The sequence below is a fragment of the Ewingella sp. AOP9-I1-14 genome (assembly GCF_052375995.1).
In the GTDB taxonomy this organism is placed as follows: Bacteria; Pseudomonadota; Gammaproteobacteria; order Enterobacterales; family Enterobacteriaceae; genus Ewingella; species Ewingella allii.
Genome location: NZ_JBQSVA010000001.1, coordinates 439,160 through 452,686, shown reverse-complemented (window position 1 = coordinate 452,686; position 13,527 = coordinate 439,160). Strand labels below are relative to the sequence as shown.

The 13,527-nt window shown below is 49.6% G+C and carries 12 protein-coding genes; 3 read left to right on the top strand and 9 right to left on the bottom strand.

What is annotated here, in order from left to right; genetic code table 11:
• Positions 1-187: 187 nt before the first annotated feature.
• Positions 188-1,285 (bottom strand): NADH:flavin oxidoreductase/NADH oxidase, encoded by a 1,098-nt coding sequence (locus tag ACT3RT_RS02200; RefSeq protein WP_485901237.1) that lies wholly within the window; start codon positions 1,283-1,285, stop codon positions 188-190.
• A gap of 246 nt (positions 1,286-1,531) precedes the next feature.
• Between ACT3RT_RS02200 and trhO the strand changes: the two genes are divergently transcribed.
• Positions 1,532-2,587 carry an oxygen-dependent tRNA uridine(34) hydroxylase TrhO gene (trhO, locus tag ACT3RT_RS02195; RefSeq protein WP_496202430.1) on the top strand — a complete coding sequence of 352 codons (1,056 nt, stop codon included), beginning with the start codon at positions 1,532-1,534 and terminating at the stop codon, positions 2,585-2,587.
• Positions 2,588-2,659: 72 nt separating this feature from the next.
• Here trhO and ACT3RT_RS02190 read toward each other — a convergent pair whose 3' ends face one another.
• Together ACT3RT_RS02190 and ACT3RT_RS02185 are read right to left on the bottom strand one after the other, a co-directional pair.
• Positions 2,660-3,238, bottom strand: coding sequence for a YceI family protein (locus tag ACT3RT_RS02190; RefSeq protein WP_496202429.1), 579 nt, complete (start codon positions 3,236-3,238; stop codon positions 2,660-2,662).
• A gap of 24 nt (positions 3,239-3,262) precedes the next feature.
• Positions 3,263-3,823, bottom strand: coding sequence for a cytochrome b (locus ACT3RT_RS02185; protein ID WP_353502562.1), 561 nt, complete (start codon positions 3,821-3,823; stop codon positions 3,263-3,265).
• Positions 3,824-4,232: 409 nt separating this feature from the next.
• On the opposite strand from ACT3RT_RS02185, the gene ACT3RT_RS02180 reads away from it, so the two are divergent.
• The gene (locus tag ACT3RT_RS02180) at positions 4,233-5,270 is read left to right on the top strand and encodes an AI-2E family transporter (RefSeq protein WP_496202428.1); all 1,038 of its coding nucleotides are present in this window, start codon (positions 4,233-4,235) and stop codon (positions 5,268-5,270) included.
• 58 nt (positions 5,271-5,328) lie between these two features.
• On the opposite strand, the gene ACT3RT_RS02175 is transcribed toward ACT3RT_RS02180, so the two are convergent.
• From ACT3RT_RS02175 to pyrC, 5 genes are all read right to left on the bottom strand, one after another.
• Entirely contained in the window at positions 5,329-5,979 is a 651-nt protein-coding gene (locus tag ACT3RT_RS02175; RefSeq protein ID WP_485901232.1) for a LuxR C-terminal-related transcriptional regulator, read from the bottom strand.
• 195 nt (positions 5,980-6,174) lie between these two features.
• Positions 6,175-7,293, bottom strand: coding sequence for an N-methyl-L-tryptophan oxidase (gene solA, locus ACT3RT_RS02170; protein WP_496202427.1), 1,119 nt, complete (start codon positions 7,291-7,293; stop codon positions 6,175-6,177).
• Between the two features lie 180 nt (positions 7,294-7,473).
• Positions 7,474-7,728, bottom strand: coding sequence for a biofilm formation regulator BssS (gene bssS / locus ACT3RT_RS02165; protein ID WP_353502558.1), 255 nt, complete (start codon positions 7,726-7,728; stop codon positions 7,474-7,476).
• 335 nt (positions 7,729-8,063) lie between these two features.
• Positions 8,064-8,312: a DNA damage-inducible protein I gene (dinI, locus tag ACT3RT_RS02160; protein WP_353502557.1), complete on the bottom strand. Its 249-nt coding sequence runs from the start codon at positions 8,310-8,312 to the stop codon at positions 8,064-8,066.
• 117 nt (positions 8,313-8,429) lie between these two features.
• The gene (gene pyrC / locus ACT3RT_RS02155; protein WP_485901227.1) at positions 8,430-9,479 is read right to left on the bottom strand and encodes a dihydroorotase; all 1,050 of its coding nucleotides are present in this window, start codon (positions 9,477-9,479) and stop codon (positions 8,430-8,432) included.
• 206 nt (positions 9,480-9,685) lie between these two features.
• Here pyrC and ACT3RT_RS02150 point away from each other — a divergent pair, with 206 nt between their 5' ends.
• A complete protein-coding gene (locus ACT3RT_RS02150) occupies positions 9,686-9,973 on the top strand; it encodes a putative quinol monooxygenase (protein WP_353502555.1) in 288 nt (95 codons plus the stop codon).
• A gap of 75 nt (positions 9,974-10,048) precedes the next feature.
• On the opposite strand, the gene rne is transcribed toward ACT3RT_RS02150, so the two are convergent.
• Positions 10,049-13,351: a ribonuclease E gene (gene rne / locus ACT3RT_RS02145; protein WP_496202426.1), complete on the bottom strand. Its 3,303-nt coding sequence runs from the start codon at positions 13,349-13,351 to the stop codon at positions 10,049-10,051.
• Positions 13,352-13,527 lie beyond the last annotated feature (176 nt).

Below are 13,527 nucleotides of genomic sequence, written 5' to 3'. Positions count from 1 at the left end.
CAGAATCATCGTGCGGTTAAGATCGTTTGAATATCGGCAGACATCGCTATTTTGTCAATTTTCCACGTCATAAAATTTGATTTAAAAAAGGCTGAATTAACACAAATTGAAGGTGTGCTGGTTTTTACAATAAAAAAGGGCAACTTGCGTTGCCCCTCTTATTAATAATAATGCGCTTAAACTCTGATTATTCTGACCAGAATAACCCTTTAACATTGTGCGGCTCGCTGCGCCAATATTGCTTCGGTGCTGAAACTTTTGCGCCAAGTTTAGCCGCGGCGTGCCACGGCCAGCGCGGGTTATAGAGAATTCCGCGTGCCAGAGCCACCATATCCGCCTGACCTGTGCCAACAATAGCTTCGGCCTGATCTGGCTCCGTTATCAGCCCTACGGCGATCACCGGCATGCTGACTTCCTGCTTGATGCGTTCGGCAAAGGGCACTTGGTAATTCGGGCCAATGGTGATTTTCTGCTGCGGGCTCAGGCCGCCGCTGGAGACGTGAATATAGCTGCAACCCAGCTTTTCTAGCTCTTTCGCCAGCACCACCGACTGCTCTAAGTCCCAGCCACCTTCAACCCAGTCCGTGGCGGAAATACGCACGCCGATAGGCTTGTCGGCAGAAAAGGCCTGACGAATTTCCTGATAGATTTCAAGCAGCAGGCGCATACGGTTTTCCAGCGAGCCGCCGTAGTTATCGGTGCGCTGGTTGGAGAGTGGCGACAGGAACTGGTGCAGCAGATAGCCATGCGCGCCGTGCAGCTCCAGCAGGTCAAAGCCCAGGCGGTCAGCTCTTTTAGCGGATTCCACATAAGCCGCTTTCAGCTGGGCAATGCGTTCTAACGAAATGGCTTCTGGCGTGGCATCGGTATCTGCGAAGGGTATGGCAGAAGGAGCGATGGTCTGCCAGCCGCCTTCTTCCCTCGTCAGCTGCTTGCCACCTTTCCACGGCACGTGGCAGGAGGCCTTGCGTCCGGCGTGGCCCAGCTGTAAGCCGAGAGGAATGTCGCTGTTATCGCGAAGGGAAGCGACCAGATCTTTCATGGCGGCTTCGGTTTCGTCATCCCACAAACCTAAATCTTGGGGCGAGATGCCGCCAATGGCTTCTACCGCGGTGGCTTCGAGGATAAGCAACCCCGCGCCGGAGAAAGAGAGCTGCCCAAGATGAGCATGATGCCAGGTTGTTGCCTTGCCGTTATCAGAAGAGTATTGGCACATCGGGGCAATGATAATGCGGTTAGCTAATGTCAGATTACCTAGCGAGATGGGTTGGAAAAGCTTACTCATAGTTTCCTCATTATCTTGGTTTAATGGCTGAGAATTCACCCTAACTCATTTGAGGTTATCCCATTTCCCGCGCTTTGCCTTAGCACTTGCCGCCTTTCCTCAATCTTTTAACCGAAATTTTGCAACGGAAGATGTCGAAAATGTTGGTTTAATGTATGATGTTGCCGCTCGAAAAGTGGTGCTGTGGTCCATTACCAGCCCCGCTGATTAACTAAGCATTAACCTCGAAAGACAGGAAAGTACACCATGCCAGTGTTACATAACCGAATTTCTAACGAGGAACTGAAGGCGCGCATGTTGGCTGAAACTGAGCCGCGTACCACGGTTTCTTTTTATAAATACTTCCATCTCGAAGACCCAAAAGCCTTCCGCGACATGCTCTACGTCTGCCTGACCAAACTGAATGTATTTGGTCGAATCTATGTGGCACACGAAGGGATCAACGCGCAAATCAGCGTGCCAAACAATCAGTTCGAAGCGTTCAAAACCGCGCTTTTCGCTAGCCATCCCGCATTGGACCAGATTCGTTTGAATATCGCTTTGGAAGACGATGGCAAATCCTTCTGGGTTCTGCGTCTTAAAGTGCGCGATCGCATCGTGGCTGACGGCATTGATGACGATACCTTTGACCCGTCGAACGTCGGGCAATATCTCAAAGCCGAAGAAGTCAACGCGATGATTGACGACCCCGACGCGCTGTTTGTCGACATGCGTAACCACTACGAGTATGAAGTGGGCCATTTTGACAAGGCGATTGAAGTACCTTCAGACACTTTCCGCGACCAACTGCCGATGGCGGTGGACATGCTGAAAGAAGATAAAGAGAAGAAAATCGTCATGTACTGCACCGGCGGCATTCGCTGCGAAAAAGCCAGTGCTTATATGATGCATAACGGTTTTAAAAATGTTTATCACGTTGAAGGTGGCATCATTGAGTACGCCCGTCGTGCCAAAGAGCAGGGCCTGCCGGTCAAATTCAAAGGTAAGAACTTTGTGTTTGACGAACGCATGGGCGAGCGCATTTCAGACGACGTCATTGCCCACTGCCACCAGTGCGGCGCCGAGTGCGACAGCCACACCAACTGCCTTAACGACGGCTGCCATCTACTGTTCATCCAGTGCTCGAGCTGCGCGGCCAAGTTTGAGGGATGCTGTAGCGAAATGTGCCAGACCGAGCTGAAATTGCCGCTAGAAGAGCAGCGTGCACTGCGAGCCGGGCGGGAAAATGGCATCAAAGTCTTCAATAAGTCCAAAGGACTGTTGCAGACCACCATGCACATTCCGGCACCTGAAAAACAGTAATTTGCCAGTATGAAGTGAAAAGGGCCTGTATCAGATACAGGCCCTTTTTTTTAGCGAGATTGTCAGGCGAAATTACTTCTCCTGAACCCCTTCCACCGAGATGATCAGCTCCACTTCTTGCGAGGCCGGTCCCAAATCGGTCGTGATGCCGTAATCTTTCAGCTTGATGTTCCCTGCCGCTTCAAAGCCTGCACGGTAGCCGCCCCACGGATCTTTACCTTGGCCGAGCAACTTAGCTTGCAGAATTACAGGCTTGGTGACGCCGTTTAGCGTTAAATCGCCAGTGACAGCAAGACCATCACCCTCTTTTGTCACCGACGTTGAGGTGAAGGTCGCCTGCGGGTGCTTGGTGACATTAAGGAATTCGGCACTGCGCAAATGCTTGTCGCGCTCGGCATGGTTGGTGAAGACGCTGGTGGTATTAATGGTGACATTCACCTTGTCAGCCGATGGGTCTTTCTCATCGAAGGTAAAACCGCCGTCGAAATCATTAAAGCTGCCGTACAGCCAGCTGTAACCCAAGTGCTTGATACGAAACTCGATAAAGGCGTGCTGCCCCTCTTTATCAATCTTATAGTTAGCCGCCGTTGCGCTACCAGCAGCGAGTAACAAAGACGCCAGCGTTAAGCCCAGAGTGGTTTTTTTGAACATGATGATCCTCCATTATCCAACAAGTTAATCGGAACGCGGCCGTTGCCCCAGCATGCGGGTTAGGGTGATGTCCCGGTCAATAAAATGATGTTTAAGCGCCGCAAGGCCGTGAAGTACAGAAACAATGACGATGCCCCAAGCCACCCAGAGATGAATCACGCCCGCGATGTCTGCCTGCTGGTTCAAACCAAACAGGGTGGCGGGGATCTCAAACCAGCCAAAGACGCTAATGGGCTGACCTTCGGCAGTGGAAATGAGATAGCCACTGATCAAAATGGTGAACAAGCCAATAAACAGCACCACGTGGGCCAGCCAGGCACCAAGGCGTGTTGCCTTGCTGTAGCTTTTTAACGGGGAAGGGGGCGGAGAGAGAAAACGCCAAACCAGACGCAAGACCATCACCGCGAAAACGCAGACGCCGATGCTTTTATGCAGCTCGGGCGCACGGTGATACCAACCATCGTAATACCCCAGCCCGACCATCCATAGCCCCAAGGCAAACATGGCGTAAAAAGCCACAGCAACCAGCCAATGCATCAGCACGGAAAGATGGCCAAATTGAACGGGTGTGTTTTTCCACTGCACGGCAATTCCTTAATTAAGCAGCATCCTTTAAATGAAAATAAACATGTGGAAACATTTAAGCAATAATAAATCCCAATCTATTTAACTTATTTAAACTTGTTCTTTATATTTGAATAAGATTCATGGTTTTTATTCAATGGTGCAGTGTTAAATATAGGTATTCAGATAAGATTGGCTTTTTGTCAGGTTTTGCAAGGCTTGGTAAAGATATTTATATATCAATATATTTGATATAAAAAGCACACTTGCCGCTGATTTTTCCCTTTTTTTAGTTTTGCATAGCTAATTTGGCGATATGCTACTCTTTGAAAGGTAAATTCCGGAGTGGCATAAGAAGATAAGTCATACTAATTAAATCAGCAGCTAATCACGTGACGAGACTCAATATAAGCAATAAAGGGAGAGATGAATGGCCAAGTCCGTGGTGACGGTAAAGGGTTTGAAGATCGCCATTATGATGGGCATGCTGGTGATCATCTTCGCAGGGATCAAATCGGCGGCGGATATTATCGTGCCTTTTATTCTGGCACTGTTTTTGGCTTTCGTATTCAACCCGCTGATTGTTCGCCTGGAGCGAATTCGCTTTCCACGCCCTCTGGCCGTTCTGTTAGTCGCGGCCATTGTCGTCATGCTGATGGTTTTCCTTACCAGTATGCTGATTGTGACGCTCAATGACTTTGGCCGCACGCTGCCACAATACCGCGGCCTGATTTCGCAGAAGTTCGAAGATTTGCAGAGCCTTTTACAGATTAATGGGCTGGGGTTTTCCTTTGAAACGCTGGCCGGGTATTTTGATCCTGGCTATGCCATCAACCTGATTAGTCGCCTTATCACTCATCTTTCCAATGCCATGGCGGGCGTTTTCCTGTTGGTCATGACCGTCGTATTTATGCTGCTTGAAGTGCCGCAGTTGCCCTACAAGTTAAATCAGTTATCCGAAAACAGAGCACAGGGAGCGGGAAGTATTCAACGCGCTTTAGACAGCGTGACGCGCTATCTGGTGATCAAAACGTTAATTAGCATAGCCACCGGGTTAACGATTTGGGCATTGCTGGCTTTGCTCGGCGTACGTTTTGCTTTTCTCTGGGGCTTATTAGCCTTTGCATTAAATTATATCCCTAACATTGGTTCGATAATTGCCGCCATTCCGCCGATCATTCAGGCTTTTCTATTTAATGGTGTCAGTGAGGGGATAACCTTAATTGCCGGTTATTTAGCGATAAATCTTATTATTGGCAATATTGTTGAGCCGAGAATATTAGGAAAAGGATTGGGGTTATCCACTTTAGTTGTATTCATTTCATTAATATTCTGGGGATGGCTGATGGGACCGGTAGGAATGCTGCTCTCAGTGCCGCTAACCATTGTGCTCAAGATAGCATTTGAACCTACGGTAGCGGGGCATAAGATTGCTGTACTGCTCGGGGATGGCAAGCCGGCCAAGTAAATAGAAGAGATCTAAACAAAGAGAAAGAGAGGCCTTTCTCTCTGTTTTTTATGGTGTTTTATTGTTTGTAGAGCGTCAGGATTTCGTCTTTTATCTGCCGACTGATAGGCGCGCGAGCTGATTCGTTGATCGGCCAAAAAAGGTATTTGATAAAGTTATACACAAAACAGAACTCGAGCCTGTTTCTCACTTTAATTTTCTGCGCCAGATGGCGTTTATGCACATATACCGTTCTATTACTGATCTCAAGCTTGCGCGCAATCTTGTGATTGGGCATTTCCGACATCCAGTAATTCATCACCAGTATTTCTTGCTCGCTAAAGATACAGCGAGTGTTATAAGGCGGATAATAGGTGCTACCTTCAGCGATGGTTTTCAACAAGGTCGTCACAAGCTGTTTATTAAGAATATAAACATCGTTAGTGATGTGTACCGGATGGTTAGTGACAGGATATTGCGAATCCAGATAACAAAACATTGCCGTATCTTGCAGAAGATCGAGGAAGGTTTTTATTTCTGTCGAGAATTTCGAGTTTTGGCAAAGCTGGGTGATATTAATCAGCACCAGCTCAGGGCTAAATTGCGTCATGTGAGGAATAGCATCGGCTATGCTCACAAAGTCGAGAATTTCTATCTGATTGTTATTGAATAAGAAAGAGTGTATTCCGAGACGGGTAAAGCCGCAGGGTTCAATAATTAATATTTTCATAAAACGTCCTTGTCCATGCGCAATCGTTGCGCGACAACCACCACTCCTGTGATAGCTATTGGAAGGATAGATTCATAATGGCAAATGTGTCAATTCGAAAACGCTTGGGAATAAGATTAACGGCCATTCTTGCTAGCTGAATGGCCTTTTGACGATATTTTCTGGTTATTAAAACCGAAAAATAGTTGAGTGATTTTAGTTAAAACGCGAAAGCGAGAAAGGCGTAAAGTCAAACTCGGTTTTTTGGTTTGCACCAAATTGGGCAACGATTTCACCTAATACGCTGGCGAATTTAAAACCATGGCCACTCAAACCGGTGATGATAAGCGTATTGTCATGCTCAGGCAGGGTATCAATAATGAAATCTTCATCGGCAGTCACGTCATAGGTGCAAGCAGCGCCGTGAAGGCAAACGCCGACGCCTGGCAGGTAGTGGCGCAGGAAATTGAACACTTCTGTGCCGTCTGCGGCGATGCTGCCGAAGGGTTTACGCCCTTCAGGGCCAGCGATCGGCTGACCGCCATTGTGTTTGCCCAGCTTCAGGGCATCTTTTACCGCCGGGAAACCATAGTATTGGTCACCGTTGAGGGTCTGGAAAGTAAACGCCGGGAAGTGATTCTCTTCGCTGTAGCGGCCATCGGCGTGGTGCCACGCAAACACCTTGCGCACCGGGCTAACAGGCAGCTCTGGCAGCAGGGTTTTAATCCAGGTGCCTGCCGTTAAAGCAATGCGCGGCGCGCGATAGCTGCCTTCATGCGTGGTGACCGTAACGCCGCCATCCTCTTTGTAGCTTATCGATTCCACCGGGCATTTAAACAGTTGTGCACAGCCTGCCTCGCGCGCCAGGCGAATATAGGCGGCAACGGCCAGCTCGCTTTGCAGATAGCCCGAATCCTTTTCAAACACACCGCAGTATTCGTCGGAGATAGCAATCAGAGGCCATTTAGCCCTGATCTCCTCGGCGCTCATCGACTGGGTATTCAGTTGATAATCAACGGCGGTGCTTTTTACATTGTTGATGAATTCTGAGTCCAGCGGCCCTATGTTAATTACGCCGCTGCGATGAAAAATCTTCTCGCCACTTAGCGTTGCCAGCTCATCCCACAGCTGCTGGGCGCGCAGCACCATCGGCACGTAGCGCGCACCTTCGCCATAGGCGTGACGGATAATTCGCGTCTCGCCGTGGTGGCTGCCTTCCTGATGGGGCGGCATGGCGCTGTCTATCATCAATACTTTTAGACCGGCGCGCGTTGCATAGTACCCTGCCGCTGAACCGACAGAACCGCTGCCGACAATAATGAGGTCGTATTGCATTTCAGCTTCCTCTGATGATTTTTAAGAAAATATTGTTGGGCATAATAGAGAGATAGCTCACCGAAAGGCAAGTTAACTCCGGCCAGGCAGTGTGGTTAAGTGTGCGGATGTTACGGTGAGAGCCATAAAAAAAGCACCCTGACATCAATGTGAGGGTGCTTTTAGAGTGGTAGGTGAAAACTAGTGTTTGCGATGGTCAATGTACTCGTACTCGTTCGATTCAATCTTTTCTATACCAGCTTCGAGAATGTTAATCAGTTGTCGCGCTACGTCTGTCGTTAACCACAATGTTCTGTCTACTTTGGCATCTTCTGCCGGTTGGTCTTTTGAAGACAGGTAATGAAGACGTATCATCATTGCATCGTAAGAGTCGACGGTACTGATATCCCAGCCCACAAGTGGGTGTGTTTGAATAACTTCATCATTTCTGTCCATATAGACCCCTTAATTTGTAGTGACTAGCATGAGTAACTAACGAGGATCAATGCGGCTCATTATCTGGTGAGCAATTCCAGTATAAACACTTAAGGAGGCTTTTGGGGGCTATTAATGTTTTTAACAGTAAAAAAAGTGTGATGAAAGATGAATAAAGCGGACGAAAACAATTAAAACAGGGAATAATCTTAGAAATAAGGCAAATGAAAAAAACCGGACAGCGACGCCCGGTGAAAACTGCTCTAGAGAGCCTGGTTATATATCAACCTAATTATTATTAATCCTTTAATGCCGCAATTAAGATTTAGCGACCAATCAGGATCGCGACACTGATGTTATTCATCCGTGGAAAACCACTCGTCGGCGCTTTCCCAGGTTTCTTGCAGAATTTCTTCAATACGATCGCGGTCTGTCTTCGGCGCACCCATAACGGAGAGGTTATTAGAGCCGGCGTAGCGAACCTGAACTTTGTTGTCAGTGTCAGAAAATTGTTGGTTTATTCGTTTACTAAATTCACCTGACAGCGCTTCTAGAGCACCGGCTGGAAGAGGTTTGGTTTTATCGATTGTGACTTCAACACGCATATGACCCCCTGAATTGATATGACTGTATATTTATACAGTCATATTATGCAGTAAGCAAGGGGTACATGGATTTATGTCACCGCCAGACGAGAAACTGCCATCTGGCGGCACTTTCACTTAATAAGAAGTGACTTTCCACTGCAAGGTCTGCCCGGCGAGGAAAGGAACCACCGTCTCATCACCCAAGGCAATTTCTTCCGGCTGGGTCACGGCGACTTTTGTGATTTCGATGAAATCTTCATTCACTGGCAGGCCATAGAAACGCGGGCCGTTCAAAGAGCAGAAAGCTTCCAAATGCTGCAGGGCATTCATCTCTTCAAACACGGTGGCATAGGCAGGGATTGCCAGAGGGGCGTTAAAGCAGCCCGCGCAACCACAGCTCGACTCTTTGCGGCCTTTGGTATGAGGTGCTGAGTCGGTGCCGAGGAAGAAGCGATTAGAGCCGCTGGCGATAACGTCGCGCAGGACCTGCTGATGCACGTTACGCTTCAAAATCGGCAAGCAGAACAGGTGAGGGCGGATGCCGCCAACCAGCATGTGATTGCGGTTAAACATTAGATGCTGTGGGGTGATAGTCGCGCCAATATACTCATTGCCACTGAGCACGTACTGAGCCGCTTCTTTAGTGGTGATGTGTTCAAAAACAATCTTCAGTTCAGGGAAGTGGGTGCGGATAGGGTCCATCACTTCATCGATAAAGCGCGCTTCGCGGTCGAAAATGTCTACGTCGCTATGCGTTACTTCACCGTGGATCAGCAGCGGCATGCCAATCGATTGCATACGCTCGAAAATAGGGTAAATCGCTTTAACGTTGGACACGCCGTGTTGTGAGTTGGTGGTCGCATTTGCCGGGTAAAGTTTGGCGGCGGTAAACACGCCTTCCAGAAAACCACGAGCAACTTCTTCCGGGTCGAGAGAGTCCGTCAAATAGCAGGTCATCAGGGGGGTGAAGTTGTGACCAGCAGGGATAGCCGCGTTGATGCGATCGCGATAAGCCACTGCGGCTGCAACGCTGGTGACCGGCGGTGTCAGATTAGGCATGACGATGGCGCGGGCAAAAACTTCACTGGTATAAGGCAAAACGGTAGCGAGCATTTCATCATCGCGCAGATGAATATGCCAATCGTCTGGGCGGCGAATTTTCAAAACTTGCGGTGTTGCGGTCATCAGGCAGGGCTCCGGCGTTGAAAAGCAATACGTGAATTTCAGATGCATTAACGGCGGGGAACAAGGATAAGCTGAAAACTGTTCAGTTGCATCTGTTTAATAAAGTTAACATTGAAATTGAGGCAAACAGAGGGCCATAGTAGGGGCAGGGTTTCACTAATCCTCATCTTCATCCATATTTAAAGGCTACTGCCAAAGGAGAAGTTATGGAAGTCAGAGTCGTTGCTACCGTCGTCGCTAAGCCTGAATTTCTGAAAGAAGTCACGGACGCTATGCACCAGTTGATCGAGCATAGCCGCCAAGAGTTAGGCTGCCTTCAGTATGATTTACACCAGGATATCGACCATCCCGAGACTTTTATTTTCTATGAACGCTGGGCCACGCAAGAAGCTCTGTCACAGCACAATGAAACTGAACACTTGGTAGGTTTCGCGCGTTTTATTGAGAAAAAGGTTTCTCGTTTGGACATCAAGCGTCTGAAAAAAATCGGCTAATTCACTTCTTAGCTCGTGAATCTTGACCAATAAAAAACCCGCCGAAGCGGGTTTTTTCATGACCAGAATGCCCTATTACTCAGTTGGCATTGCTGGCTTGGTTGCCGGAGCTGTTGCAGTAGTCGCTGCAGCATGGCCACCCGCTGAACCTTTACCATCAAAGTTGAACTCTGGACGCACCCAGTCACTCTGACGAGCAGGCTCTGGAACATAAGCCGGAGCAGGCGCTTTGGTCATTGGCGCGGTAGCGTGATGTTTGAAGCGCGGAGCAACCACATCGGCAGTGACTGCCTCAGCCGGAGCTGGAGCTTTAACTTCTGCTGGCTGGACGGCTTCAACTTTTGGCTCACTCGCTACAGCCACTGGTTCAACAACAACAGGCTGCTGAGCTTCAGGTTTAACTTCAACCACTGGCGTCGGCTCGACTGGCTCAGCAGTTTCTGCTTCAACCAATACTGGCTCGTCAGCAACAGGCTGCTCTACAACCTCTGGTTCTGCATTCACTGATTCTGTGACTTCAGGCTTAGCAACTTCTTCAACCGGAGCCACTGCTGGCGCGGGTTCTTCAACTGCCGGAGCTTGAGTTTCTGCTGGTGCTTCTGCTACTGGCGTTTCAACAGCAGGTTGTTTCTGCGCTTCAACCACTTCAGTGACGACAGGTGCAGGGGTATTTTCCTGAGCAATTTCAACCTGATTAGTCAGTGTCTCGGCCTTCTCAACCACGGCTGCATGTTCATCTTGCTGTTCAGCGGCCTGAGCCACTGGGTAGCTGATCCACACTTTGCCAGATGCCATTTCTGGCGAAGCGAACGCACCCACTAATGGCATCGGTGACTGTGATGGGTAACGCTCATCACGGTAACGGCGACGACGCTGACCGCTGACGCGCAGGTGGCGAGGTGAACGACGCGAGCGACGTGGCATACCACCTTCGCGGCCGCCTTCGTTCTGACTGTCATCTGTCTCGACTGCGGCAGTTTGCTCAACTTCTGGCTCAGCGCGTGTTTCTTGCGCGGCTGGCGTTACCGTTGGCATGACGCCGGTGATCAACTGCTGGGCAGCTGCTTCAGCTTCATGATCGATTTCAGACTCGAAGCGTACTTTCTGGGAAAGCTGACGACGCTGACGACGTTGAGTTGGCTGACGATCTTCCTGAGCCGTTTCTTCAACAACGTTAGCGACAACTTCCTGAGCAACAACTTCTTGGACTTTATCTTCTGGGGTATTTTTGCGTTTGTCATCGGAACGACGACGTGAACGATCGCCACGCTCACGGCGCGGAGCTTGCTGCTGCTCGTCGCGAGAAGAGGTGTTTTCTTCTTCGTTACGTGTTTCAGCGGCGACGACAGGTTCTTGATTGCGACGGTTACGACGCTGATCTTCACGCGGCTCGCGATTGTTCTCGCGGTTATCACGGCCTTCGCCACGGTTATCACGATTGTTTTCGCGACCTTCGCTGCGATTATCACGGTTGCCACGCTCACCGCGCTCACCGTTGCGATCGCGACGACCATTGCCTTGACGACGCTGGTTACGACGATCACCGTTACGGCGATTTTCGTTCTCAGTGGTTTCAGGTTCAACTTTCGCTACTTCAACTGGCTTAGCTTCAGCCTGCGGCTCAGAGCCGAACAGACCTTTCAACCCGCTAAAGAAGCGGCTGACCAGACCCGGCTTAGCGGCAGCAGGTGCTGCTACAGCGGCTGGGAGAGTCGGTGCTACTGGCTGCTCAACGGCTTCAGGACGGTCGAAAGAGCTTGGCGGCGCTTCGCTTTGCAGAGCAAATGCGGCAAGTGCAGGCTGCTCTGGGCGTTTACGCTCAGCAGGCATATCTTCAGAAGGTTGCAGCATCTCTGCTTCATGAATCTGCGGCAGCAAGTAGCTCAGTACCGAAGACTCTTCACCTTTACGTACGCGAAGTACGGAATAGTGAGGTGTTTGCATCTGATCGTTAGGCACGATCACCGCGCGCACGCCGCCTTGACGTTTTTCAATCGCATTGACTGATTCACGTTTTTCGTTCAACAGATACGAAGCAATCGGCACTGGAACAATGGCGTGAACTTCTTTGGTATTTTCTTTCAACGCTTCTTCTTCGATTAAACGAAGAATCGACAGGGACAGGGATTCGTTATCACGAATGGTCCCGGTACCGGCACAGCGCGGGCAGATGTGGTGCGTAGACTCACCCAGAGAAGGGCTGAGACGCTGACGCGACATCTCCAGCAAACCAAAGCGAGAGATACGGCCAATCTGAATGCGAGCACGGTCTTGACGAACGGCATCACGCAGACGGTTTTCAACTTCACGCTGATGGCGCACTGGCGTCATGTCGATGAAGTCGATAACAATCAGGCCACCCAAGTCGCGCAGGCGCAATTGGCGAGCAATTTCGTCTGCTGCTTCAAGGTTGGTGTTGAATGCGGTTTCTTCGATATCGCCGCCGCGCGTTGCACGTGCGGAGTTGATGTCGATAGCGGTTAGGGCTTCGGTGCTGTCGATAACAATGGAACCACCGGAAGGGAGACGCACTTCACGCTGGAACGCAGATTCAATCTGAGATTCAATCTGGTAATGGCTAAACAGCGGGATTTCACCGATGTAAGGCTTAATTTTGCTGCTGAAATCTGGACGACCCAAGGCTGCGATATGCTCTTTAGCCAAATCGAGAATTTTAGGGTTGTCGATCAGGATTTCGCCAATGTCTGGGCGCAGGTAATCGCGGAATGCGCGCACGATGACGTTGCTTTCCTGATGGATCAGGAAGGGAGCAGGGCGGCCTTCGGCGGCTTTTTTGATGGCGTCCCAGTGCTTCAGACGGAAGGTCAAATCCCACTGGAGTGCTTCAGCGGATTTACCTACACCGGCGGTACGCACGATGAGGCCCATGCCGTCTGGCAGTTGCAGCGAAGATAACGCTTCTTTCAGTTCAGTTCGGTCATCACCTTCAATCCGGCGGGAAATACCCCCAGCGCGTGGATTGTTAGGCATTAACACTAAATAGCTACCGGCCAGACTGATGAAGGTCGTCAGTGCTGCACCTTTATTACCACGCTCTTCTTTATCTACCTGAACAATAACTTCCTGACCTTCGCGCAGAACATCTTTGATGTTTGGGCGGCCATGTGAGGAGTAATTGCTAGGGAAGTATTCGCGAGAAATTTCTTTGAGGGGGAGGAAACCATGTCGCTCAGCGCCATAATCAACGAATGCCGCTTCCAGACTTGGTTCAATGCGGGTGATTTTACCCTTGTAAATATTGGCTTTTTTCTGTTCATGACCCGGACTTTCGATATCCAAATCATAGAGCCGCTGTCCATCCACAAGGGCAACGCGCAACTCTTCTTGCTGAGTTGCGTTTATCAACATTCTTTTCATCTTAACTTACTCGTTATTTTTGCATTATTGACAGAGCTGCGGGCAAAATAACCTCATGGCCGGATAAACCGTTGGCCCCGAGTCTTCTCGCAAAGTCGTCAACCTCACGGTTGTCGCTTGCATAGGGGCGCATTATTTCGGTAAGCCTGCTTTTGCCGTATTAACCATACCAGCGT

Bases quoted from the DNA above. Each gene is read 5' to 3' on its own strand.
- ACT3RT_RS02200 (WP_485901237.1), bottom strand. From the start codon at position 1,285: ATGAGTAAGCTTTTCCAACCCATCTCGCTAGGTAATCTGACATTAGCT.
- trhO (WP_496202430.1), top strand. From the start codon at position 1,532: ATGCCAGTGTTACATAACCGAATTTCTAACGAGGAACTGAAGGCGCGC.
- ACT3RT_RS02190 (WP_496202429.1), bottom strand. From the start codon at position 3,238: ATGTTCAAAAAAACCACTCTGGGCTTAACGCTGGCGTCTTTGTTACTC.
- ACT3RT_RS02180 (WP_496202428.1), top strand. From the start codon at position 4,233: ATGGCCAAGTCCGTGGTGACGGTAAAGGGTTTGAAGATCGCCATTATG.
- ACT3RT_RS02175 (WP_485901232.1), bottom strand. From the start codon at position 5,979: ATGAAAATATTAATTATTGAACCCTGCGGCTTTACCCGTCTCGGAATA.
- solA (WP_496202427.1), bottom strand. From the start codon at position 7,293: ATGCAATACGACCTCATTATTGTCGGCAGCGGTTCTGTCGGTTCAGCG.
- bssS (WP_353502558.1), bottom strand. From the start codon at position 7,728: ATGGACAGAAATGATGAAGTTATTCAAACACACCCACTTGTGGGCTGG.
- dinI (WP_353502557.1), bottom strand. From the start codon at position 8,312: ATGCGTGTTGAAGTCACAATCGATAAAACCAAACCTCTTCCAGCCGGT.
- pyrC (WP_485901227.1), bottom strand. From the start codon at position 9,479: ATGACCGCAACACCGCAAGTTTTGAAAATTCGCCGCCCAGACGATTGG.
- ACT3RT_RS02150 (WP_353502555.1), top strand. From the start codon at position 9,686: ATGGAAGTCAGAGTCGTTGCTACCGTCGTCGCTAAGCCTGAATTTCTG.
- rne (WP_496202426.1), bottom strand. From the start codon at position 13,351: ATGAAAAGAATGTTGATAAACGCAACTCAGCAAGAAGAGTTGCGCGTT.